Consider the following 23,973-nt stretch of genomic DNA (forward strand, 5'->3'; position numbering starts at 1 on the left):
GGCGTGCCGCCGGGGGAGCCGAGGCGGCTTCCCCCGGCCCGGGGCGACCCGTGGTGTCACACCCCCAGCGTGGCCCGCAGCAGCGCCTTGTCGGGTTTGCCCGCCGACGTGAGCGGGATGTCGGGCAGGAGGTGGAGGGCCTCGGGCGCGTACATGGGGCCCTTGCGGTCGGTGACGAAGGCGCGGATCTCGTCCAGGCCGGGGGAGTGGCCGGGCGCGGGGACGACGGCGGCGTGGACGTGCTCGGCGGCGTCGGCGTCCCGGGTGCCGAAGACCGCGCAGCGGGCGACGGCGGGGTGGGCCAGGAGCAGCTCCTCCAGCTCGGTGGGGTAGACGTGGCCGCCGACCACGATGACGATGTCCTTGATGCGGTCGACGACGAACAGGTAGCCGTCCTCGTCGAGGTAGCCGATGTCACCGGTGCGCAGCCAGCCGTCCCGCAGGACGCGGGCGGTGAGCTCGGGCTGCTTCCAGTAGCCGGGCATGATCCCCGGGGAACGCACCTGCACCTCGCCCTCCTCGCCCGCCGGGAGGGTCCGGCCGGCGGTGTCGCGCACGGCCACTTCGACCCAGGGCAGTGGCCGGCCGGTGGTGATCCGGCCGCCGCGCCCGGTCACCGCGTGGTCGCGCGGGCGCGCCTCGGCGATGGCCGGGACCTCCGTCTGGCCGTACCAGCCGTAGAGGATCGGCCCGAAGACGTCGATGGCCCGGCGCAGCCGGGCGGCCGAGGCGGGGGAGCCGCCGTAGGTGATCCGGCTCAGGCTCGACAGATCGGTCCTGGTCAGGGCCGGGTCGTCGAGCAGCCGGTGCAGCAGCGGCGGCAGGAGCCACATGTGGGTGATCCGCTCGCGCTCGATCGTCGCGAGGACGTCGCCCGGGTCGAAGGCCCGCCGCAGGACGGCGCGGCCGCCGTGCGTCAGGGCGCTGTCGGTGAGCGGGCCGGAGAGCCGGGCGAGCGGGGTGCAGGCGAGGTAGCGGGGCGGGTCGCCCGCGTCGGGGACGGGATGCTCCAGCCCCTGGCGGTACGGGCCATGTGTGGAGAGGATGCCCTTGGGGATGCCGGTGGTGCCGCCCGTGAACACGATGGACATGTCGTCCTCGGGCACGACCTCCGAGACGAACGGCGCCGGTGCGCGCAGGGAGGCGGCCGCCAGGACGTCCTCGCCGAACGGGTTGGGGCCCAGGCCGAGCACGGTGGGGACTCCGTCCGGCCCGGCGACGGTCAGCAGCTCCCGGGCCGCCGTGTGCCTGGTGTCGTCGACGAGCAACAGCGTGGTGTCCACGACGCGCGCGATCCGGGCGAGCACCGAGGGGGCCATGCCCTCGTAGAGGTGGACGACCCGGGCGCCCGCGAGATGCGCCGCGTAGCGCGCGACGAGGGATTCCGGGGTGTTGCCGGTGAGCAGGGACACGGTCGCGCCGCGGCCGACGCCCCGCCCGGCCAGCTCCCGCGCCAGCCGGTACGTGCTGTCGCACAGCGCGCCGGCGGTGACGCGCCGCCCGTCGGCCGCCACCAGGGCGGTCCGGTCCGGGGCGCGCGCCAGCACGTCGAGGATCGCCGCGGGGTAGCAGACGAATGGGGCGGGAAGGTGTTCGCTCATGTACGGCTCCCCTCGGAGGAGTTGACGGCGCGGGCCCCCGGACGGGAGGCCGGTGCCGCGGCATCCTGGCGCTCCCGTCCAGTCTGCCCTCAAGCCGACGCCACCGGCAGGGAGTCCCCCATGATGCCCACCCCGCCCGTCGCATCACTGTGAGCGCGCTCCCCCCGGCAGGCCGGGGAGGCGAGGCTCAGCCCAGCCGGTCGGCGTGGACCTCGACGGCGTCCCGCTGGTACGCGGCGAGGCCCGGTGCGATGGCCTCATACGCGGTGCGCCAGGCGTCGTTGTCCACGCAGGAGCGCCCCATGGCCCGGTATTCGTCGGTGGAGACGGCTCGCAGCGCGGTCAGGGTCCGGTACTGGGCGCGGATCTCGGCCTGCACGGGCTCGGCATCGGCCGGGTGGCCGGCGGTCATCAGCTCGGCCAGCCTGATCATCTGCGCGGTGCGCTCGCGCTGCCCGGCCTCGATGTCGCGCAGGCTCATCCCGGCGACGTGGCGGGCGACCGCTTCGGCGTGCTCGGGAAAGTCTCGCAGGCTCTCCTGGTACTGGGAGGGCACCAGGCCCTCGAACAGGTTCTCCGGTCGGCTGATGGTCATGGGTATGCCGTCCTTCCTGGACCGTTCCAGATCGGCGATCGTGCGGGAGACGGTGCGGGCGAGGGCGTCGAGCCGGTCGCGCTCGGCGAGCAGCCGGCGGTGGTGGTCGCGCAGGGCGGCCACCTCGTCGACCTGCTCGGCCAGGATCCGGCCGATCTCGGCCAGTCCCACACCCAGCTCGCGCAGCACGAGGATCTGCTGGAGGCGCAGCAGCTGAGGTTCCTCGTAGTGGCGGCGGCCGTTGGCCCCCACCCACGCGGGCCGCAGCAGACCGACCTCGTCGTAGTGCCGCAGAGTCCGGGCCGTCAGCCCCGACATCCGGGCGATCTCCGCAATCGGCCAGGCCATCCCGCCGCCCCCGAACGTTTCCGATGGGCCGGAGTCGTTCCCCGGCTCTGACGAGAACGGTAGAAGCTGCCGTCGCGGCAGCTTCAAGCCCGTATTACGGCCCACTTGCGGCGGGATCCCGGCGTGTAGTCGGCTACCTCCCATGACGAAAAGGAGCACCACCGCTCTGATCGCCGCGCTGGTCGCGGGATTCCTTCTGACAAGCACGCCGTATCCGCGCGCGGACGCCGCCGAACCGTCCCCGCTCCCGGGAGTCGACCTGGACACGGTGACGATCCCCGAGCTCCAGGCCCGCATGGCGGACGGAGCGCTGACCTCGTCCGCGCTGACCGCCGCCTACCTGCGGCGCATAGAGACCGTCAATCCCAGGATCAACGCGGTCCTGCGCACCAACCCGGACGCTCTCCGGCAGGCGGCCGCCAGCGACGCCAGACACCGGCGGGGCGACACCCGCGGCCCGCTCGACGGCATCCCCGTCCTGCTCAAGGACAATGTGAACACCCGCGACATGCCGACCACGGCCGGATCCCTGGCGCTGGCCGGACGCCCGCCGCGCGAGGACGCGGCCCTGGTGACCCGGCTGCGGGAGGCGGGGGCGGTGATCCTCGGCAAGACCAACCTGTCCGAGTGGGCGAACTTCCGTGCCGCGAAACCGACGTCCGGGTGGTCGGCGGTGGGCGGGCAGACCCACAACCCGTATGTGCTGGACCGCAACCCGTGCGGCTCGTCCGCCGGTTCGGCCGCCGCGCTCGCCGCCTCGTTGGCGCAGGTGGCCATCGGCACGGAGACCGACGGTTCCATCGTCTGCCCCGCCGGGATGAACGGGGTGGTGGGCCACAAACCCAGCCTCGGACTGGTCAGCCAGGCGGGCCTGGTGCCGATCTCGGCCGAGCAGGACACCGCGGGCCCCATGGCCCGCAATGTGACGGACGCGGCGCTGACCCTCGCCGTCCTCAGCGGCGACGCCGCCCTCCTCGGGCTCCCTGACGAGGCGACGCGTGCCGGCGGGCTGCGCGGCAAACGCGTCGGCCTGTGGCGGCTGCCCTCGCTCGGGCCGGACGTGGACGCCCTGATGACCCGTACGGCGGAAAGGCTGCGCGGCGCGGGAGCCGAGGTCGTCGAGGTGACGCCGCCGTACCAGCAGCGGCTCGCCGAGCTCGAGTTCCCGGCGCTGCTGAGCGAGTTCCGCCGGGACATCGACGCCTACCTCGCCACGCGCGACGGGCCGCGCGACCTCGCCGCGCTGATCGAGTTCAACCGCGCCCACCCGGCCGAGCGCACGTGCTTCGCGGGCCAGGAACTCTTCGAGCAGGCCCTCACCGCGCCCGCCACCACCGACCCGGCGTACCGGGCCCGGCGCGCCGAGCTGAGGACCCTGTCCCGGCGCTCCGTGGACGAGACCATGGCCGCCCACCGGCTGGACGCCATCGCCGCCCCGACGAATCCGCCCGCCTGGACGACCGACTGCGCGCGGGGCGACAACGACGTCATCCCGTCCTCCACCCCCGCGGCCGTGGCCGGCTACCCCTCGCTGTCGGTGCCCGCCGGCTTCGTGAACGAGCTGCCCGTCGGAGTGCTGCTGACGGCCGGCGACCACCAGGACGCCCGACTGCTGGCGCTGGGGGCCGCGGTGGAGCACCGGCTGAACGCGTGGCGGGCACCGCGCTACCTTCCCTCGGTGGGGCCCGGAACCCCCTGACCCACCGGCCGTCGGCCGGCGTTACTGCCCCCGCCAGATGTTGTCGAAAGCGGCCTGCTCGATGGCCCGCCGTTGCCTGACGCCCTCCAGCTCGATCAGAGCGTCATTGACCGCCGCGAGTACGGTCTCCACCGCCTCGTCGGGCACGCCCGGGGCGTCCTCGGTCTCCTGATCGCGGATGCCCACGGCAGTCGCGAGGGCGACGAGGACCGGCTCGTTCGACTCCCAGCGCTCCTTCGCCCGCCGGCGGTCGGGCGAATCCGCCAGAACCCTCCGGCCGCCCTGGAAGGGCTTCCAGTGGCTCCGCTGCCGCGTGAGCACTCCTTCCGCCTCCAGGGCGGCCAGATGGGCCGGGGCCAGCTCGCGGCCCCGGCGCCACAGCCAGTCGCTCACCGTCTCGTACGGCGCCTCGCGGACGAGCGCCGCCGCGGCCTGATCCAGCAGACGATCGGTCACGGCCGCCCCGAAGCCGGGGACGATCCGGTCGTCGTCCAGGGTGACGACCCCGGCGGCCAGCAGGTCGACCACCTCGGCTCCCGCCAGCGCGAGCGACATCTCGCCCCCCTCCACGGGGTGGCCGGGCGCCACCTCCACGGCGGTGATCAACAAGTCCCGGGGGGTCGTCATGGGAGGCTCCTCACGTCGTATACGAGCGTAAGGGCGGCCACGCCTTCTGCAAGTACTACGCCCCGGTGCCGTCGGGCATGGCGGAACCGGTCCGCGTTCAGCCGGCGTCCAGGGCCGGGGCGATGACGGCGAATGCCTGGTCGATCAGCCCGGCCGGATCCTCGGCCCCGTCGCTGTCGCTCCACCGGTGGAGCACGGCGTCGAAGGCGGTGAGCGCCATCCCGGCGGCCATGCGCGGATACAGATCGTCCTCGCGGCCGGGCGCCCGGTGGCGCGTCAGCTCCTCGGCCAGGTCGTCGCGCCACCGGGCCTGGTGCTCCAGGAACCGCGCGTGGAGGGCGGGGGTGCGCAGGATCAGCTGGACCACGCGCAGCGCCCTGTCGGAGTGGTCGGCGCAGGCCGCCATGGCGACCCAGACGGCCCGCCGCAGCGCGGCGGAAGGCGGCTCCTCGGCGGTGCGGTCCGCGAGCTGGGCGCGCATGTCCGCTCCCATGCCGGCGAGGAACTGGACGACGACGTCTTCCTTGGAGGCGAAGTACCGGAAGAACGTCCGCTTGGAGACGCCGGCCGACGCCGCGATCTCGTCGATGGTGACGGTGTCGAAGCCCTTGAGGGCGAGCAGTTGCAGCGCCGCTTCGGTCAGCTCGTCGGCGACGAGCTGACGTTTGCGCTGGGCCATGGTCACTTCGGGGCGGGAGCTCACGGGACACATCGTAGCGGCATGCCATCCATGTCATCTAGTTTCATGCTTGACACTCAGTGACACGAGGGGCAATGTGTGCCGCATGACAGGGCTACAACACTCGACCACCGAACAACCCCCGGGCCCGGCCCGGCGGGTGTTCGTCGTCACCGGAGCCAACAGCGGCCTCGGCCTGGCCACCACCCGGGCACTCGCCCACCAGGGCGCGCACGTCGTCCTCGCCGTACGCGACGAGGCCAAGGGCCGCCGCGCGGCCGCGGACATCGAGGCGACGCGACCGGGCGCCGGCCTGGAGGTGCGCCACCTCGACCTCGCCGACCTCGACTCCGTCCGCGCCTTCGCCGACCGGATGCGCGCCGACCACCCGAAACTCGACGTCCTCATCAACAACGCCGGTGTGATGGCCCCGCCCCGCACCCTCAGCGCGCAGGGCCACGAGCTCCAGTTCGCCTGCAACCACCTCGGCCACTTCGCCCTCACCGGTCTGCTCCTCGACCTGCTGAGCGCCGGGGACGCCCCCCGCGTCGTCACGGTGAGCTCGGTCAACCACCGCAAGGGACGCCTGTACTTCGACGACCTCACCGGCGAGCGCCGCTACTCGCCCATGGGCTTCTACAACCAGTCGAAGTTCGCCAACGCCGTCTTCGGCTGGGAACTCCACCGGCGGCTCACCGAAGCCGGCAGCCCCGTGCGCAGCGTGCTCGCCCACCCCGGCTACACCGCCACCAACCTGCAGACGAGCGCACCGGTCGGCCTGTGGCGCGTCGTGTTCGGACGCATCGGCAACCCCCTCCTCGCCCAGCCCCCGGCCCGTGGCGCGATGCCGCAGCTCCACGCCGCGACCGATCCGGGCGTGGCGGGCGGGCACTTCATCGGCCCCGACGGCCCGGCCGAACTGCGCGGAGCGCCGACACGAGTGCGGCTGTCCGACGCCGCGGCCGATCCCGAGACCGGCCGACGGCTGTGGGAGCTGTCGGAGCGGTTGACGGACGTGCGGTTCGCGTTCCCGACGCCCGTGCGAGCCGGGCGTCAGTTCGATGCGTGGCCTTCTGCCGCGGCACTGGCCTGGGCCATCAGCCACTCTCTAAGATCAACTGGGAGATAAGTGGGAGACGCTGGCAGGTCGTTCGGGTCAACGTTCGCAATGAACTTGACCCACCGGTCCTGCAGTGTCCGGATGATGCTGCGCTCCATGGCGATCGTGACGTTCGTGTAGAGGCCTTCGACTCCGGCGAACTCGTGCCCCATGCGTGTCTTTGTAGCGATGCGGCTGTGTCCGTGGTCCTGGTGGACCGGCAGACCATTGTCCTGTGGGCGGACATGGGCGCGGTGTCCAGGGCCGGGATCGCGAACAAGCTGCGCGGCACCGGACCGAGGCTGGACGCGGCTCCGGACGCGACGGACAGCAGGTCAGACGTCTGTCCGGTTCGGGTGCGGACACCGTGACCGACGCGACCGGGCAATGCTCGGACACCTCCGAGGAGGCTATCCGAGCAAGGTGCCGGGCCCGGCTGCGAGAGGCCCTCGCCTGGCTGCCAGCGGGCATCGATGAGCGGGCACCGTGATCACGGTTTACCCGCTGCTCCCTACGGGGCAGCGAAAATGAACGTCAGGCTGATGGCTGCGGGGCCGGTCGGTGCCCCACAGGCCGTTTTGGGACGCGTTAGGTCATTCCCAGTACTGAGCATCGTTGTCCGCGTCGCACGGCGCGGTGTTGACGCCTCCAGCTGCGCTGCTTACCAGGCACATCTTTGTCGCCCAGTTTCTGAGGATCCACCCCTTGTCGTAGTGCCACTCAGACCAGCGCTGATACAGATTGCCTTCACATGGGCCGGTGTAGACAGTTCCGTACTTGTTGCTGTCGAGGCAGTTACCCCCGGGGCTGGGAGTGTCCTTTTCGATGTAGCCGCCGCCTACATCCGGACGCTCTTGGTCGTACCACTGAGCGCTCTGGCTGCCGCACGAACCCATTCGCACGTAATACTGGGTTCCTCTGGCCAGGCAGTCTCCGTTCTTCTTGCTCTTCCATTGGACCGCTTTGGGCTCTGGTATGGAATCGGCTTGAGCCGATGCCGGGCTCGTTGTCGCGGCGCCAACCGTCATGGTGGCAAGCAACGCGACAGCGTAGCTGAGCAGATTCGGCTTCTTCATGGGCAATTGACCTTTCTCGATTGAGGTCAGTCCCTTGCTGTGCGGTACCGAAACGCCGTAACCGCCGGTGCGCCCTCCGGCTTACGCATCGAGCATGTGCCAATGGCCAGAGGCGCAGGACTTAGCTTTCCTCGATGATCTTGAGATGGGAACGTTGATTTCCGCCAATCGGCTACGCATGGTTTCGGCACAACGCCGCCAGAACTCCGGCTTCCAGAACCACGGCGCCTCGCCCACCTATGCCGGCCGAGAGAGTTGAATCCGTAGTCAGAGCGTCGCCACCGGAAGCCCCAGTATCTCCTCCGGTGACCAGCTCACGCCGGTGAACGCCCGAGGGTTCCGTGCTGACCTTCACTTAGAACTCGGGGAGGGCTCGTGATATACCATCGCCTCCCTGCCTCCCCCGCCGGTTGGGCGATATCTGGCGGCCCGCTCAGCGACCGTGTCCACACGGCATGCCTCGCCGTAGTCGAGACAGCAATCGCTTATGCCGATGCCCCCGCCTGCTGATCGACCCGGAGGCCGTGGCCATCGTCGTCGACGCCCTGCGGGACCGCGCGTGGCTGGCAGAGGGCCGTCGCCCGCTCGGCCACCGCGCCACCGAAGCCCTGGCCGCCGACCGCGCCTTGCTACGAGCACTGGCCGACCACATTGGATGGCTGGGGCTGCGGACCGCCGTGCGCAACGCCCTTGCCGTCGGCAGGGCCGCGGGTGCGGTCAACGCGGTCGCGATTGCCGCCGAGCGTCTCGGCGCGCACGCGATCCGGCTGGAGTGGGACATCGCCTTCCAGCAGGCCTACCGGTCGTTGGAGCGGCTGGACGAACTGTGGGCCGAGGCCGACACGTGGCTGGCCCGCATGCCCGACGGTGCGGCCACCGACCTGGGGCGCGTGCTCGCCGGCGCGGCCGAGGACGGCGCGTCACACGAGGAGATGATCGACACGGTCATGGACGTCCTCCCCTCCGACGACCGTGCCGGGGAGGCCCGCGTGGCCGTTCGCATTGGCACGATCACCGGGACCTCCCTGCGTCTCCCGCAACCGGCGCCTCTACACCGCCGAGGCCATCGGCCGGGCCGTAGCCCGCGCCCAGGCGCGCATCGACGAAAGCTCGCAGCCGCTGACGATGCTGACCCACCACGAAGCAGGGGACGACTCCACGCAGATCGTCGGGCGCGTCACCGGCATCATCCCGGGACCCGGCCAGCTCGCGTATGCGATCGTCTCGGACACCACTCTGGCGGTCCGCGCGCCGAAGTACCTGGGTCGGCTGGCCCGGGTCGCCGCCACCCTTGCCAGCTGACCCTCCGGCCGGGTGCTGCGGCACGCCCCCTCCTCGTCAGCGCCAGGGACCGTCGGCCGGGTTGGCCGAACGCTGGATGTGCGCGTTGTGCCCGACGATGACACGGGCACCGGGCTCCGGCCGTGCCAGGAACTCGAGCAGGGTGTCGGCCGGATAGCGTTCCCGGGCGGCGAAGGCCGGGCCGTCGGGCGCGCCCGCGAGCGCCTCGGACATGGCCCGTTGGGCCATGTCGGTGGTCACTGCCGCGCGGCCGCCGTACGCGTCGCGATTTTCCTGATGGGTATGTCGGCCATGACACGCCGGCATGGCGGCGTGCGGTTCCAGGAGGTGGCACTTCGTGGCAGATGGTTCTCTGCAGTCCGGTCCCGTGATGCGTTCGGTGGTGCGGGAGACCTACGGTCCCGCGGATCTCGGCAAGGAGACGATCTTCGCCGGGGGGTTCATCAACTTCGGCTACTGGCGCGCCATCGACCTGGCCGTCCCGCTCGGCGTCCCGGAACGCGTCCGCAGCCAGGAGGACCTCTACCGGCACGTCCTGGACTCCGCCGGCCCGCTGGGCGACCTGAACGTCCTGGAAGTGGGCTGCGGGCTGGGGATGGGCTGCGCGCTGGCCCTGAGCGAGTACGGGCCGGCCGCCGTCACCGGCATGGACATCCACCCGCAGCAACTGGAACGGGCGCGCGGCGCGCACGCCGGCACGCTGCGCCGGGAGCCTGGACGACTGCGGTTCGTGCGGGGAGCGGCGGAACGGATGCCGTTCGAGGACGGCGAGTTCGGCACGGTCGTCAGTGTGGAGGCCGCCCAGCACTTCCCGGACCTCACGGCCTTCGCGGCCGAGACGGCGCGGGTGCTGCGGCCGGGCGGCCGGGTGGCCGTGGCGAGCTTCTTCACCGTGGACGACGCGCCGGGACGGCCCGGAGAGCTGGCGGGGCTGCTCGACACGTACGCGAACGGCCTGGACATCGCGCGGCCGGTGACCGCGCTCACGGAGGCGTTCACGGCGGCCGGGCTCACGGGGGCGCGCGCCGAGTCGATCGGGCGGCACGTCTGGCCCGGCTGGGACCTGTGGCTCGGCCGGGAGTGGGCCGCGGGCACCTGGCCGCGGAACTTCCTGCGGGCCTACGAGCAGCGGATCCTCGACTACTACCTGGTCACGGCGGACCGGCCGGCGCGGCGGGACTGACCGCGCTGGTCACCGCGCGCGCCTCGCCCCGGAGCCTCCGGAGCGAGGAGGCTTCCGGCGGTGTCCCGCCGCCGTGCCCGCCGGTGCCGCCGTGCCGCCGAAGTCCCGGACCCGGAAGCCGCCTCCGCCCGGCAGGGCGGCCTTGACCTCGGCCGTGCCGAAGACCTCGGCGAGCACGGCGGGCGTCCCCGCGTAGTTCATCGCCCGCCGCACCCGCTCGTGCAGCACCTCCCAGTCGACGTCGCCCGGCCGCCCCCAGAACCGTTCGAGCTCGTCACGGGCGTTCCCGACCTGCCGCGTCCCGGTGTTCCCGTCCTCCGGGAACGCGTCGGTCAGCAGCCTGTCGAGACGCTCGATGTGCCTCCGCTGAGCCCGGTCGTCGGGCATCCTGCCCTGGTCGAGCGGGAGCAGCAGCCCGGCACCCTGTCGCTCTCCGGCGGGGCGGTACTCGATGTCGCCGCGATTCGTCAGGGACGTCTTGCCGCCACCCTTCGCCACATAGCTGGGCTCCTGATGGATCACCCGCTGCACGGGAACAGGGGAGGAGGGCCGTGGAACCCTGGCAACGCCGCCGCCGGGCTCCGGTGCCCGTCCGTTCAGCGCCCGGGCGGCGTTCTCCTCGGCGGCGCGTTCGTGACGGTCCGCCGGATGACTGATCCGCAGCCCCGTCCCGTCGTCCGTTCCGGCGACGGGGCCACGGCGCTGCTGGATGACGTGGGTGAGCTCGTGGGCGAGGACGCGCCTGTCCATGCCGCCGTCACCGACGACGTGGCTGCCGGAGGTGTAGGCGCGGGCGCCGAGCGCGGCGGCGGAGCGCCGGGCGTCGGGGCCGGTGTGCACCCGCACGTCGGAGAAGTCGGCGCCGAGGCGGGTCTCCATCTCCGCCCGCGGCCGGGCGGTCAGCGGCTGACCGGGGGAGCCGAGGGCCGCGTCGACGGCGGAGCGCCGCTCGGCGCCGTCGGGGCCCCGCCGCTCCCGTTCGGCGCGCAGGCGCTTGAGGCAGCCGGTGACGGCCGCGTTCCCCGCCGCGCGCTGCAGGGTGAGGACGCCGTCCGTCCCGGGCACGCGTCCGCCGCCTGAGCGCGCGGGCGGGAATGATTCCGCGATCCGCCGCGTTGGCGAGCCGTCATCTTGCTGGTTCTCGCTGTCCCTGGGAGTCGTATGACAGCCGCTCTGCTCGCTCTGCCCTCGCTCGCCGATCAGGCGGAGCGCCTGATCGATCTCGGAGTGCACCGACTCGGCGGATTCCCCGCCGACGAACTGCGCTCCACGGCCGCCGCGTCGGGAGCCCGCGACGGCCTGCTCGTGATCCACCCGGAACGGGTCCCGGCGTCGGCTCTGGTGCCGTTCCTCCGGCACCGGGGGAAGCCGGGCTTCGTCGTCGAGGACATGCCCGACATCGATCGGTTCTCGCCCATCGAGGGCGCCACCGTCCCCGACGCGCCGGTCTACGTCCTGGAGGACCTCGACCGCGGCGATCACATGGCGAACTGGAGCCCCGACGAGGCGCTGCCCGCCATCGTCGGGGAACACCGCACCCCTCTGCTCCTCGCGGAGGGCGTCCACTGGGTGATCCAGCAGCCGGCGGCGCTGGAACGGGGCCGCTGCTTCATGACCGTCGGCTCACGCCTGCGCAAGGCCGACGGGCGGCTGGACGCGCGCACCCCCGCCCTGTGGATCAGCAACGGGACGGGCCGGGACGGCCGGGACAGGCGCGACGCGCCGAAGGCCGGCTGGTGCTGGGCGGGCAACCGGCACACCTGGCTCGGCTTCGCCTCGGCGGCCGCCCGCACCGCGATCTGACCCGGCGTCCGCCCCCTACACCGTGACATGACGAACGGCCCGGCAGGAGACCTCCGCCGCCGGGCCGTTCGTCATTACGATTCCCGTACCGCGCCCGCCACGACCGTGGCCACGGTCCTGCGGACGGCTTCGGGGTCCGGCGGCGCGCTCTCCCGGTCGGCGAACAGCAGATGCGCGGCGCCGATCAGCGTGGGGGCGAGCGTGCCGACGTCGGCGTCGGCCGCGACGCGGCCCGCTTCGCGCTCGGCCGTCAGATACGAGGCGATCATGGCCGTGGCCTCCGTGAGGAGCGGAATACCGGCCGATCCGGCCTGCCGCAGCCGGGCACGCAGCTCGTCCCGGAAGGTGACGAGGGCGACGATCGCCACGGCGACCGACTCGAACAGCTCCGTCAGCGCGCCGGCCAGGTTGCCGGTGACGGTGCCCGTCCCGGCGGACGCGCGCAGGGCGCCGGCCTGTTCGTCGATCCGGGCGATGCGGTCCCGTACGAGCCCGGAGAGGAAGGCGTCGAAGTCGGCGAAGTGCCGGTGCAGCACGCCCTTGGCGCAGCCTGCCTCGACGGTGACCGCCCGGCTGGTCAGCGCGTTCGGCCCGTCCCGCAGCAGGATGCGCTCGGCCGCGTCGAACAACCGCTGTCGCGCGTCGGGTAGGGCCACCCCTGTCGGCATGCCGTGCGTCCTCCTTCGGCCGTTGACGACCATTGACGAGTGGGCATGCGCCCACTCATAGTGGGCGCATGCCCACTATACGTTCCTCCGAGCCTGGGCCTGAGCCCAAACCTCACCAACTCCGGCTGGTGGCCGAATCGTTCGGCGTGGACGCCGAGCGATACGACCGCGCCCGGCCCCGCTACCCCCGGGCCATGGTGGAGCGGATCGTCGCCGCCTGCCCCGGCGCCGGGACTCCCGACATCCTTGACGTCGGCTGCGGCACGGGAATCGTCGCCCGGCAGTTCCGGACGGCCGGCTGCGCGGTGCTCGGCGTCGAACCCGACGCGCGCATGGCCGATGTGGCACGGCGGCTCGGCGTCGAGGTCGAGGTGGCGACGATCGAGGACTGGGATCCCGCCGGGCGGGAGTTCGACGCCGTCGTCGCCGGGCAGGCGTGGCACTGGATCGACCCGGTCGCGGGAGCGGCCAAGGCCGCGCGCGTGCTGCGGCCCGGCGGCCGGCTGGCGCTGTTCTGGAACGTTCCCGAGCTCCCGCCGGCCGTGGCCGAAGCGATCGCGGAGGCCGCTCGACGGGTGCTGCCCGACGCGCCGTTCGACTTCCGGCCGGGAGCCCGGAGCGCCCTGGACGGATACCGGGCGCTCGCCACCAAGGCCGCCGACGCGATCCGGGACACGGGCGCGTTCGGTGACGCGGAGCGGTGGCAGTACGCCTGGGAGTGGACCTGCACCCGTGACGCGTGGCTGGAACTGATGCCCACTCAGGGTGCCTTCACCCGGCTCCCGCCCGGCGAACTGGCCGAGCTGCTGGAAGCCGCCGGGACGGCCATCGACGCGATGGGCGGCACCTTCACGATGAGCTGCGCCACGGTGGCCGTCGTCGCCGCGCGAACCGACGCCCCGCTCCGGTCACGGGGCTAGACCGTCGCCCCCAGCAACTCCCGGAACGCCTCCGTCCCTTCCGGCGTCACCTTCACGGCGCGCCCCGAGCCGACCCGCCGTACCCACCGGTGTTCCAGCGCGGCGGCGCACAGGGCCGCGCCCAGCGCCCCGCCGAGATGGTGGCGCCGCTCCGTCCAGTCCAGGCACCCGCGCACCAGGGGCCGCCGGGCGCCTGGAGGCTGCTCGAAGCCCAGGACGTCCACGAGCCACACCCGCCCCTCCGGGGTGACGGACAGCCCCGGATCGACCGCGACCAGGCCCCGGGCGACCATCGCGTCCGCCAGGGCCACGCCCAGCCGTCCCGCCAGATGGTCGTAACAGGTGCGGGCCCGGGCCTCGGCGCTCAGCCGCACCGACTCCCGCAGATTGCGAGGGCCGGCGGTGGCCGGGGCGGCCCCGGTGGCCGGGGCGTACGAGCTGAGGGCTTCGATCAGGCCGGCGACCTCCGGGCCGGCCAGCCGGACGTAGCGGTGCCGGCCCTGGCGGGCCTCGGTCAGCACTCCGCCCTCGATGAGGCGGGAGATCTGCTCGCTGGCGGTGGAGGGACGCACCCCCGCGTACGCGGCGAGTTCCCCCGCCGTCCAGGCGCGGCCGTCGAGGAGGGCCTGGCAGAAGGCGGCCCGGGTGCGGTCGGCGAACAGAGCGGCGTTCTCGGCGAGCGGGATCATGACGTCAGGATGCCGCAGGAACGGTTCGGGGAACGCCGAACCGTTCCGGCCCTAGCGTCGAGACCATGACGGACACGACGCCGGGCACGACGACCGATACGACGACCGATACGACGACCCATACGACGACTCGTACGAACGCGACAGACGAACCGGGCAGGGAGGCCGCCGCCCACCGCATCGGACCGCTGGTGCGGGCGGGCGACGCGACCGCCGCCCCGGCGGAGGCCGCGGGCACCGGCGACGTCCCCCTCGCGGACGGCCCGCGCCGGGGGCCGCTGACCGCCTTCGCGCGCCTGCACCACCAGCCGGCCCCGCTGCTCCTGCCCAACGCGTGGGACCACGCCTCGGCGGCCGCCCTGGCGGCGGAGGGCTTCCCGGCGATCGGCACCACGAGCCTCGGCGTGGCCGCGGCCGCCGGCCTGCCGGACGGGGCTGCCGCGACCGCCGAAGCGACCCTGGCGCTGGCCCGCCGGCTCGGACAGGGCTCTTTCCTGCTCTCCGTGGACGCCGAAGGGGGCTTCAGCGACGACCCGGAGGACGTCGCCGAGCTGGCCCGCGGCCTCCACGCGGCGGGCGCCGCCGGAATCAACCTGGAGGACGGCCGCCCGGACGGCACCCTCGCCCCCGTCGAGCTGCACGCCGCGAAGATCGCCGCCGTCAAGGCCGCCGCACCCGCGCTGTTCGTGAACGCCCGCACCGACACCCACTGGCTCGGACACCGGGAGGACGAGACCGCGGCACGCCTCGCGGTCTACGAGCGGGCCGGAGCGGACGGGGTGTTCGTACCGGGACTCTCGGACCCGGACGGCATCGCCGCCCTGACGGCGACCCTGACCCTCCCGCTGAACATCCTCTACACGCCCACCGGCCCCACGCTCGCCGACCTGGCCGCTCTGGGAGTGCGCCGGGTCAGCCTGGGCTCGCTGCTCTACCGCAAGGCCCTGACCACGGCCGTGGCCACGGCGACCGCGATCCGCGACGGCCGGCCGGCGGACCTCACGTCCCTGTCCTACGCACAAGCCCAGGCGCTGGCGGCGGCCGCCCCGGGAACCGTTTGACGACCAGCCGTGCGGGTGCGGTCGGCCTCGCGACACGGCCGACGTACGGGCGATCGGCGAGGCGCCATGTTCAGCTGAAGGAGGCGGCGGCCGGTCGAGCGGCAGGGAGCTGAAGAGAAGTGGCGGAGACCGACGACATCGACCGGCAGGACATCCGGCTGGCCGTGGTCATGAACGGCGGGGTGAGCCTGGCCGTCTGGATCGGCGGGGTCGCCGTCGAACTGCACCACCTCGCGATGGCCCGCCGCTGGGACGAGCCGGTCTACCGGCCGCTGCTCGACGTGCTGCGCGCCGACGCGCGCGTGGACGTCATCGCCGGAACCTCCGCCGGCGGGCTCAACGGCGCCTTCCTCGCCCTCGGCCTCGCCCGCGAGAAGGACATCACGCCCCTGAGCGGCCTGTGGCGGGACAAGGGCGCGCTGGGCAAACTGCTGCAGAGCCCCCTCCAACGGCAACCCGTCTCCCTCCTCAGCGGGGACTACTTCCTCGACGAGCTCCGCAACGCCCTGCGCGACGTCGCGACCTCCCCGTCCCGGGCCGGCGCCGACGACGGGCAGTCCGGCACACGGCCCGTCGAGCTCATCCTCACCGGCACGCTGTGGCGCGGCCGGCACAGCTCCTTCTGCGACGACACGGGCGTGCGCATCACCGAAGTCGACCACGACGCCCGCTTCCGGTTCGCCTCGCGGGCCGGAGCCACGGACCACGCCGCCGACCTCCAGGACGACGGGGTGATCGACCGGCTCGCCGTCGCGGCCCGCTGCACCTCCTCCTTCCCCGCCGCGTTCGCGCCGCAGTGGGTGGACGTCGACGCGGGCCCGGCCGACGGCCCCTGGCCCTCGACCGCCGGGCACGCGAACTTCCGTGTCCCGCAGTTCGTCGTCGACGGCGGGATCCTGCTCAACAAACCCATCCGCCCCGCCCTTGAGGCCGTCTACCGGCAGACCGCGCAGGCACAGGTCCGCCGGCTCCTCGCCTACGTCGTGCCCGACCCGTCGGAAGCACCACCGCCGACCCCCACCCCGACCCCCACCCCGACCCCCACCCCGACTCCCGCCTCCGCACCCGTCGGGACCCCGCCCCCGCCCCCGCGCGCGCCCGACGTCCTCCTCGGCGTGCTGACCCGGCTGCGCTCGACCGACTCCGTCTCCCGCGAACTCACCGAGATCCAGGTCCGCAACGAGGACACCCGGCGCCGGCGCCGGGCCCGCGCCCGGTTCGCGTACGCCCTGACCGGGGCGGCGCGCCAGCTCTCGGAAGCGGCATGGCAGGGCTACCTCGAGACCCGGATCGAGCACGCCGCCGACACCATCAGCGCCTGGCTGACCGCCGGACAGCCCGCCGAGACGGACGGCCGGTGGAGCGAACAGGAGATCGCCGACCGCCTCCGCACGGTCCTGCGGGACCGGCGCGCGCGACCGGAGTCGTTCATCCCGCGAGGGGACTCCGTCGACGAGGCCACCGGCCGTACCGGCGCCGACTGGGACTGGGGGCAGACCGCCGTCCAGGGACTGCGCGACATCGTCGCCGACGTCCTCAAACGAGCCATCTGGCTGGCGCCCATGGGCTCGCCGGAACGCCACGCCGTCATCGAGGCACGCCGCCGGGCGAACACCGTGTTCGAGGAGATCGAGGCGGACTGGCACGAGCTGGCGGACCACTGGACCCGCGCCGGCGCCGACCTGCCCCCCGCGACGTACGACGAGCTCGGCAAGGCGACGCCGGCCGGCACCCGGCGCCTCGAGGACCGGCTGCGCAAGGCCCTCACCGACTGGGACGGACCGCCGGACCCCGGCGCGGAGGGCTACGGGGCACGGCACGCGCGGCGGTACGCCCAGGCGACCGCCCTGGCCGACACCCTCGTGAGCTGCGAGGACGCACTGTCCCGCGTCTCCGGATCCGGCGGCGCGGAGACCGTCGTCGACCCCGACGGAACCCAACGCACCCACCTCAAGGCGCTCACCGACTACCTGCTCCACGCCACCCAGGACGCCCTGGACACCCGGAACGTCCTGGACCGCATGCTCCGCCTCGAAGTCGTCCAGCAGGCCTACGGCGACACCCAGCGCGGACTGGAGCAGGAAGTCGAACTGATCCAGGTCTCCTCCCGCGACCCCGGACTGCTCACGGGCAGACAACTGCACCACTTCGGCGCCTTCTACCGCGCTTCCTGGCGCGTCAACGACTGGATCCACGGGCGCATGGACGGCGCCGCCCACCTGACGCGGACGCTGATGTCCGTCGAGCGGCTGCGGCAGGTCTGGGCGACGGACGGCGACGCCGACGACGCGGCCCACCGGCTCGTCGACGCGCTGCGCACCTGCGCCGTCGACGCGCCCGATCCGGCGGACCGGGCGTGGCTGGACCGGATCTGGCAGGAGCGATACGCCTCCGCGTGCCGGGGCCTGGTGACGGAACAGATCGTCCCCGTCCGTCCCGCGCCGGCACCCACGGGCCGTGGCCCCGAGGACGATCCCCGGCTCGGCCTCTGCGTGGAAGCGGTCACCCACGCCCTCCAGACGGACATCCTCCGCCAGGAACTCCACCTCCTGGCGGACGCGGTCCGCACGGAAGGCGACGGACGCCCCGAGGACAGCACGCGATGGCTCACCCAGTACGACGCGGAGGCGTCCGGCACGGCCGGCCGGCCGATGCGGGCGGAGACGCTGTGGCGGCTGTGGAAGAGCGCCGGGGACATCGGCCGCCAGCGGATCACTCAGGAGGCGGGCGGCGACCTCTTCGCCGAGACCGCCGCCCAGAGCGCCGCCGTCGCGGCGAGCGCCGTCGGCGCGCCCCGGGTGAAGGCCGTCGGCGCGGTGCTCAGCGCCCTCCGCGGCTACACCCTCGCGGTGTGGGCCATGGTCCATTTCCTCGCCCGGCCGGGCAGGTTCGGCCACCGTGCGGTGGACCTCGCGGTGGTCACCGGAGGCGTCCTGCTGGCCGTGTCCCTGTTCGTCCCCGGCCTTCCCGTGGCCTTCACCCTCGCCGGGGTGTTCCTCCTGCTGGCGGGCTGGTCGGCGGCCGCGCTGCTGACCCGGGACGCGCGGCGGGTGGGCCTGAGACTGGCCGCCGTCGTGCTCGTCCTCCTGTGCGCCGCCGCCTTCTACATCTACGCGAACCGGCACGACGCCCACCTGCGCGAGACGCTGTGGAGCCTGGCGGTCAAACTGGGCGTCGGCCTCCTCGTCGTCCTCCTCGGCGTCTTCCTCGCCCGCACGCGCGCGCCGCGCGGCACCTCCTCCTACCACTCGCACCGCACTGACGAGTGAGGCTTCGGCGAACACCGACCCCCGCGCACCGCCGGTCGCTAGAGTGCCCGCACGTTCCGATCGGCGGAGCGACGGAGGGGGAGCGGCCGGTGCCCAACTTACTGAGAGTGCCACTCGAGAGCGGCGGATCCGTGCTCGTCGAGATCGACGAGGACCCGCAGGCGGTCGTCAGGGTCGCCCGTGGCGGCGGGACCGTCGCGCACGCCGCGGAGACCCTGGAGCGGGGGCTGGACAGCGTGCGGGACGCCGCGCACGCGGTCGTCGGCAGGCTCACCGACCTCCCCCGCCGGCCGAACAAGATCACCCTTGAACTGGGGCTGAAACTCTCGGGGGAGGCCGGCGTCTTCCTCGCCAAGACCGCCGGCGAGGCGTCCCTGACGCTCACCCTGGAATGGGACGGGCAGCGTCCCGACGCGCCGCCGGTCACCAGGGCGGTCACCGCCAACGGGACCACCGCCAACGGCACCGTCACCCATGGAACAGCCACCAACGGCACGTCGGCCGTGGTCGTCGGCTGACCACAGCCGGAAGAAAACAGCCGGAAGAAAAGAGAACCACCCATGCCCGGACCCGTGCCGAACCCCGGCATCGCCCGGCTGTGGTCGGACGGCGGCGCTCCCCTCGGGGCGGGCTTCCTGGCCGCCCCGCGCACCGTACTGACCTGCGGACACGTCATATCCGCGATCGCGGGGGAAGCCGAGTCCGCGCCCCTGCCCCCGGGGCTCACCGTCGAGCTGGACTTCCCGCTCGCCGGCCGGACGTCCCAACGGCGGACAGCGTCCTTGCTGCGGCACGTCCCCGTCGCCGACGACGGCACCGGCGACATCGCCGTCCTGTCACTCGCCGAGGACCCGCCCACCGGCGCGGAGCCCGTACGGCTGCTGGACGTGGACTCGGTGCGCGACCACCCGTTCACGGCGTTCGGCTTCCCCGCCGGCGACGACGAGGGAGTGTGGTCGCTCGGCACGATCGTCGACGAACGCGGCCGGGGCTGGGTGCAGATCGAGAGCACCGGCGCCTGCGAGATCCTCCAGGGATTCAGCGGCACACCCCTGTGGGACGACCGGCTCAAGGGTGTCGTCGGCATGGTCGTCGCCACCGACCGGCGGTTCGTGGGCCGGGCGGCCTACGCCATCACCCTCGACGCGCTCCTGGAGGTCCACCCGGAGCTCGCCCGCCACGCCTCGCCGCCCTCCCCCTTCCGGGGGCTCATGCCCTTCCGGGAACAGGACGCCGCGCACTACTTCGGGCGTTCCTCCCAGATCGAGGAGCTGACCGAGGCGGTCACCACGTCCGGGGTCGTCCCAGTGATCGGGGCGTCCGGGGTCGGCAAGTCCTCCCTCGTCCAGGCGGGGCTCCTGCCCGCGCTGCGCCGGCGCGGCGACTACAGCGCGGTGACGCTCGTCCCCGAACCGGCCGTCCGTGCCGAGCACATGCTGGCCTCGGCGCTGCTCCCGCTGATCGACGCCCTCCCCGGCGAGGAGAACGCCCCGGCCGAGGTGGGGGAGCGCCTGGACCGGCTGGCGCGGCGGTTACGGGACGGGGCCGCCGCGCCCGTGGTCACGGAGGCGGTCGGCCGCTCCGGAACCTCGCAACTCCTCCTCTTCGTCGACCAGTTCGAGGTGCTCTTCCGCTGCCCTCCGGACGAGGCGGACGCGCTGGTCGAGCACGCCCTGCGGATGACCGAGTGGCGCACCGCGGACGGCGGCCCGCTCGTCCGCCTGGTGTTCACCCTGCGACTGGACTTCCTCAAGGCCATGCGCCGGTTCCCGGCGCTCGAGCGCGCCTGCGACACGTCCGCCTTCCTCGTCAACAAGCTGGCCGGTGAGCAGCTGCGCGAGGTGGTGCTGGCACCGGTCGACGCCTTCCACGGCGCCGTGCGGTTCGAGGACCGGCTGGCGGAGCGCCTCCTGGCGGACACCGGAAGCGGCCCCGGCGCCCTCCCCCTCCTGGAGTTCGCCCTCACCCTCCTGTGGGAGCGCCAGGCCAAGGGGGTGCTGACGCACGCGGCCTACGAGGAGACCGGCCGGGTCGCGGGGGCCCTGGCGGCCCACGCCGAACGGGCCGTGAAGGAGCGGCTGGGCGACATGCGGGACGAGGTGCGGCGGCTGTTCGTCCAGCTCGTCCGCCCGGGCGACGGCGCCGCCGACAACCCCGTCGACACCGGCCGCACCGCGCGCCGCCCCGAACTCCACCCGGCGTGCTGGGAAGCCGCCCAGTTCCTGGCCACCCAGCGGCTCGTCCACCTCGACCACGCCTCCGACGGCGTGGAGACGGTCGCCCTCGCCCACGAGGCGGTGCTGGAGCACTGGCCCACCCTGCGGTCCTGGGTCGACGCCGACCGGGACTTCCGCACCTGGCAGGAGCACCTCCGGGCGCGGCTGAGCCGCTGGGAGCTCAGCGACCGCGACCGGGCCCTGCTGATGCGCGGCTCGGAACTGAGCGCGGCGGAGAAGCGGCTGCGCGAGCGGCAGGACGACATCCCCGAGGCCGAGCGCGCCTACATCCGGGCGAGCGCGGAATGGCGGCGACGGCGCCGGTTCCGCACGGCCCTCGCGGCGACGGCCGTCCTCACGGCGATGACGGGCGTCGCCGGCGCCGGTCTCGTCTCCGTACGAGACAGCAGGGCGGCGGAGCTCTCGGGCGGGCTCGTGCAGGAGGCGCAACGCCAGGCCGGCTCCCGGCTGGAGACCTCGGCCCTGCTGTCCGTCGCGGCCTGGCGCACGGCCTCCACCCAGCAGGCCCGCGACAACCTCTTCGACCGCTACCTGGCCGACGCCCGCTACGACGCGGTGCTCCCCGCGAGCGGAACGGTCGCCGAAACGGCGCTCGACGACGCGGGGCAGGTGATCGCCGTCCGCACCGCGGCCGACCGGCTCACGGTCTGGCGCGTGGCGGCGTCCGGCGGGATCTCCCGGGTGGCGGACATGGACGGGGTCTCGGCCGTGGCGGTGAGCCCCGACGGCACCCGGCTCGCCCTCGGAGGCGACGGCAACCGCATCGGGGTGTGGGACGTCCGCGAGCGCAAGACGCTGCTGACCCTGCGCGGCGCCGCGAGCACCTCCAGCACGGACCAGCGATCCGACCAACTGCGCTTCGACCGCACGGGCCACCGGCTCGTGTCGCACCCACCGGCGGACGACACGGCCCAGGTGTGGGATCTCGACCGGCCCACGGCCCCCGCGGTGACGCTGCGGGCGCCCACCGACACCTACGGGGAGGCCACGGAGTTCGCCTTCGACGCGAGCGGCCGGCACATCGTGGCCTCCCACATCGGGGACGACTACCACGTGTGGGACACGCGCAGCGGACGTCCCGTGCCGAAGGAGGGCCCGGCCGAGGGGCCGGATCTCCCCGTGGTGTCCTTCCTCAGCGGCCCTCACCCGGTCGTCGCCCGGTGCGTGGACGGCAAGTGGCACCTGACGGACCCGGTCGACGGCACGACCGACCCGCGCCTCGCCCGCACCATTCCGTGCGAAACCACCGGCGAACCGGCCGCCGTGTCCGACCAGATGGTGCTGGCCCGGCTGAACGGCACAGTCACGGTCTACGACGCGCACACCGGCCGGCAGCTGTCGCGGTTCGACGAGGACGGGGCCTCGGGCGGCCGCTACACCCGGTACTCCCTGTCCAACGGCAGCCGGAGGATCGTCCGCGCCCGGGGCACGGAGACCCTGGTCATGACCGCCCCGGCGCCGGACTCCCTCGGCACGGTCGACTGGGTCCGCGGCTCGCACCCCGAGGGCAGGCAGGGTGACGCGGAAGCGGCCCAGTTCTCCCCGACGGGCCGCTATCTGGTCACGGAGGGCGTGGACGGCGGCGCGGTCGCACTGTGGGATCCGGCGACCGGGCGCCGGATCGCCACGGGCGGCGCGTCGAAGGGCGGAGTTCCGGGACACTCGGTCTTCGATCCCGCGGAGAAGGTCCTCGCCGTGAGCGACGTGGAGGATCCGACGGTGACGCTCTACAGCGTGCCGGGACTCAAGGTGCTCCGTCAGCTGCGCATCGATCTGCCCGCCGATACTCCACCGCGCGCGGCGGGGATCTCGGGCCTGGGATTCGACGCGCGGGGTCGTCTGACGGCGCTGGCGGGCGGCGCGGTCTCCCGCTGGGACACCGCGACCGGCGCGGAGATCGGGCGTCCGCTGTTCTTCACGGGCAACGCCCCCGTCGACCGGCGCGACTACTCGACGACTCTGGCCGTGCACCCCCGCTCCGGACAGGCCGCCGTGACCACCCCCGACCGCCGGGGCATCGAGATCTGGGACCTGGAGAGACGACATCGCGTCAAAGTGATCGTCCCAGGCTTGACGGCACCACTGCTCGACTGGCACCGGGCGGTGCGGTACAGCGCCGACGGCACGCGCCTCATGCTGGTCAGCCAGGACGGGGAGACGGAGGTCCGCGACGTGGAGACCGGACGGAAACTGATCGGCATCCCCGCCGCGCCCTCCCGCTCCACGGCCTTCCTCAACGGATCCACCCGCGTGGTCAGCACACGGGAGGGAGCCTTCGAACTGTGGGGCCCCGAAGGGCTGATCGCCCGGACCCGTACCCCCGCGGCCGCCCAGGTACGGGCGGTCGTCCCCTCACCCGACGGCGAGCGGATGCTCCTGACCACCGGCAAGGACCTCGACGTGAGATTTCGCCTCGAACAGGCTTCCCCGGACGCCTGGGCCACGAGCCTGTGTTCGCGCGTCACGCGCGACATCGCGCTCGGCGACATGGGAACGGTGCGCTACGGCTTCCTGGAGCGCAACCTGCTGGGGGTGACGGCATGCGCTCGCGGGTAGGCGCCGTGGCGGCCATGTGCCTCCTCCTGGTGGCCACGGCCACCTCGTGCTCGTCCTCGGGGAACCCGGCCGGATCACCGGGCCCGAGCCGGTCGGTCGTCCTGTGGGACCCCTCGGCCGGACGCCCCTCACCGTCGACGGCCGCCGACGGACCGTTCGACGCGGCCGCCGCGACGCTGCGCATCAAGCGCCTGGGCTACACGGCCGACGACGAGCCCGGCGTCCTGAAGGCCCTCCGGGGCCCCTTCCGCGCCATTCACGGCACCTGCACGGGAAGCGTCGACGGCCGCTGTGTCAGCGTCTTCTTCTTCCAGGGGAACGACTACGTGGGGTACGACACCGCCGGAGCCACGGAATCCGCGATCCTGAAGCAGGACGGGAGGACGGTCACCCTTTCCTACCCCGTCTTCACGACCTCGGACCCCCTGTGCTGCCCGTCGGGCGGCAAGCGCGAGATCCGGGCCGTCTTCAAGGACGGGAAGGTGGCCTTCACACCTCCGCTGCCGGAGAACCCCAACGGCCCCACCACGTAACGGCAGTCGGGGCGGGCGCCTTACGATC

19 protein-coding genes and 1 pseudogene are annotated in these 23,973 nt (G+C 73.2%); 11 read left to right on the forward strand and 9 right to left on the reverse strand.

All coding sequences use genetic code 11. The features are described 5' to 3' along the window. Positions 1-56 precede the first annotated feature (56 nt). Entirely contained in the window at positions 57-1,601 is a 1,545-nt protein-coding gene (locus IE096_RS27790) for an AMP-binding protein (protein WP_189456309.1), read from the reverse strand. 187 nt (positions 1,602-1,788) lie between these two features. Further along, entirely contained in the window at positions 1,789-2,544 is a 756-nt protein-coding gene (locus tag IE096_RS27795) for a MerR family transcriptional regulator (RefSeq protein ID WP_189456310.1), read from the reverse strand. Between the two features lie 142 nt (positions 2,545-2,686). On the opposite strand from IE096_RS27795, the gene IE096_RS27800 reads away from it, so the two are divergent. Then, positions 2,687-4,243: an amidase gene (locus IE096_RS27800; RefSeq protein ID WP_189456312.1), complete on the forward strand. Its 1,557-nt coding sequence runs from the start codon at positions 2,687-2,689 to the stop codon at positions 4,241-4,243. Between the two features lie 21 nt (positions 4,244-4,264). Here IE096_RS27800 and IE096_RS27805 read toward each other — a convergent pair whose 3' ends face one another. Together IE096_RS27805 and IE096_RS27810 are read right to left on the reverse strand one after the other, a co-directional pair. Beyond that, positions 4,265-4,870, reverse strand: a complete 606-nt coding sequence (locus IE096_RS27805) for a GOLPH3/VPS74 family protein (protein ID WP_189456314.1) — start codon at positions 4,868-4,870, stop codon at positions 4,265-4,267. 97 nt (positions 4,871-4,967) lie between these two features. Continuing rightward, positions 4,968-5,582, reverse strand: coding sequence for a TetR family transcriptional regulator (locus IE096_RS27810; RefSeq protein ID WP_189456316.1), 615 nt, complete (start codon positions 5,580-5,582; stop codon positions 4,968-4,970). A gap of 73 nt (positions 5,583-5,655) precedes the next feature. On the opposite strand from IE096_RS27810, the gene IE096_RS27815 reads away from it, so the two are divergent. Next, positions 5,656-6,678, forward strand: a complete 1,023-nt coding sequence (locus IE096_RS27815; RefSeq protein WP_189456318.1) for an oxidoreductase — start codon at positions 5,656-5,658, stop codon at positions 6,676-6,678. A gap of 563 nt (positions 6,679-7,241) precedes the next feature. On the opposite strand, the gene IE096_RS27820 is transcribed toward IE096_RS27815, so the two are convergent. Further along, positions 7,242-7,724, reverse strand: a complete 483-nt coding sequence (locus IE096_RS27820; protein WP_189456319.1) for an RICIN domain-containing protein — start codon at positions 7,722-7,724, stop codon at positions 7,242-7,244. A 1,002-nt stretch (positions 7,725-8,726) separates the two neighbouring features. On the opposite strand from IE096_RS27820, the gene IE096_RS27825 reads away from it, so the two are divergent. Continuing rightward, on the forward strand, positions 8,727-9,026 hold the full coding sequence (locus tag IE096_RS27825) for a hypothetical protein (RefSeq protein WP_189456321.1): 300 nt from the start codon (positions 8,727-8,729) through the stop codon (positions 9,024-9,026). A gap of 36 nt (positions 9,027-9,062) precedes the next feature. Here IE096_RS27825 and IE096_RS27830 read toward each other — a convergent pair whose 3' ends face one another. Then, on the reverse strand, positions 9,063-9,266 hold the full coding sequence (locus tag IE096_RS27830; protein WP_189456323.1) for a hypothetical protein: 204 nt from the start codon (positions 9,264-9,266) through the stop codon (positions 9,063-9,065). A 97-nt stretch (positions 9,267-9,363) separates the two neighbouring features. Here IE096_RS27830 and IE096_RS27835 point away from each other — a divergent pair, with 97 nt between their 5' ends. Continuing rightward, positions 9,364-10,209, forward strand: a complete 846-nt coding sequence (locus IE096_RS27835; RefSeq protein WP_229820659.1) for a class I SAM-dependent methyltransferase — start codon at positions 9,364-9,366, stop codon at positions 10,207-10,209. A gap of 9 nt (positions 10,210-10,218) precedes the next feature. Here the strand turns inward: IE096_RS27835 and IE096_RS32205 are convergent, their stop codons facing one another. Next, the gene (locus tag IE096_RS32205; RefSeq protein WP_373298217.1) at positions 10,219-11,274 is read right to left on the reverse strand and encodes an eCIS core domain-containing protein; all 1,056 of its coding nucleotides are present in this window, start codon (positions 11,272-11,274) and stop codon (positions 10,219-10,221) included. A gap of 96 nt (positions 11,275-11,370) precedes the next feature. Here IE096_RS32205 and IE096_RS27845 point away from each other — a divergent pair, with 96 nt between their 5' ends. Beyond that, positions 11,371-12,012, forward strand: a complete 642-nt coding sequence (locus IE096_RS27845) for a DUF5701 family protein (RefSeq protein WP_189456325.1) — start codon at positions 11,371-11,373, stop codon at positions 12,010-12,012. Positions 12,013-12,086: 74 nt separating this feature from the next. Here IE096_RS27845 and IE096_RS27850 read toward each other — a convergent pair whose 3' ends face one another. Beyond that, positions 12,087-12,680, reverse strand: coding sequence for a TetR family transcriptional regulator (locus IE096_RS27850; protein ID WP_189456327.1), 594 nt, complete (start codon positions 12,678-12,680; stop codon positions 12,087-12,089). Positions 12,681-12,748: 68 nt separating this feature from the next. Between IE096_RS27850 and IE096_RS27855 the strand changes: the two genes are divergently transcribed. Continuing rightward, positions 12,749-13,600: a class I SAM-dependent methyltransferase gene (locus IE096_RS27855; protein ID WP_189456329.1), complete on the forward strand. Its 852-nt coding sequence runs from the start codon at positions 12,749-12,751 to the stop codon at positions 13,598-13,600. Here IE096_RS27855 and IE096_RS27860 read toward each other — a convergent pair. Then, positions 13,597-14,289, reverse strand: coding sequence for an ArsR/SmtB family transcription factor (locus IE096_RS27860; RefSeq protein ID WP_189456331.1), 693 nt, complete (start codon positions 14,287-14,289; stop codon positions 13,597-13,599). The genes IE096_RS27855 and IE096_RS27860 overlap by 4 nt on opposite strands. 164 nt (positions 14,290-14,453) lie before the next feature. Between IE096_RS27860 and IE096_RS27865 the strand changes: the two are divergent. From IE096_RS27865 to IE096_RS27885, 5 genes and pseudogenes are all read left to right on the forward strand, one after another. Continuing rightward, positions 14,454-15,350, forward strand: a pseudogene (locus IE096_RS27865) (isocitrate lyase/PEP mutase family protein); the annotation flags it as partial. 119 nt (positions 15,351-15,469) lie between these two features. Continuing rightward, complete coding sequence (locus tag IE096_RS27870; RefSeq protein WP_189456333.1) at positions 15,470-18,619, forward strand: patatin-like protein; 3,150 nt, start codon at positions 15,470-15,472, stop codon at positions 18,617-18,619. 107 nt (positions 18,620-18,726) lie between these two features. Beyond that, positions 18,727-19,137: a CU044_2847 family protein gene (locus IE096_RS27875; RefSeq protein ID WP_189456335.1), complete on the forward strand. Its 411-nt coding sequence runs from the start codon at positions 18,727-18,729 to the stop codon at positions 19,135-19,137. A 42-nt stretch (positions 19,138-19,179) separates the two neighbouring features. Further along, complete coding sequence (locus IE096_RS27880) at positions 19,180-23,412, forward strand: nSTAND1 domain-containing NTPase (RefSeq protein WP_189456337.1); 4,233 nt, start codon at positions 19,180-19,182, stop codon at positions 23,410-23,412. After that, positions 23,397-23,945: an LppP/LprE family lipoprotein gene (locus IE096_RS27885; RefSeq protein WP_189456339.1), complete on the forward strand. Its 549-nt coding sequence runs from the start codon at positions 23,397-23,399 to the stop codon at positions 23,943-23,945. The genes IE096_RS27880 and IE096_RS27885 overlap by 16 nt, the downstream gene beginning before the upstream one ends. Positions 23,946-23,973 lie beyond the last annotated feature (28 nt).

The sequence above is a fragment of the Streptomyces abikoensis genome (assembly GCF_014648775.1).
Classification (GTDB): Bacteria; Actinomycetota; Actinomycetes; order Streptomycetales; family Streptomycetaceae; genus Streptomyces; species Streptomyces abikoensis.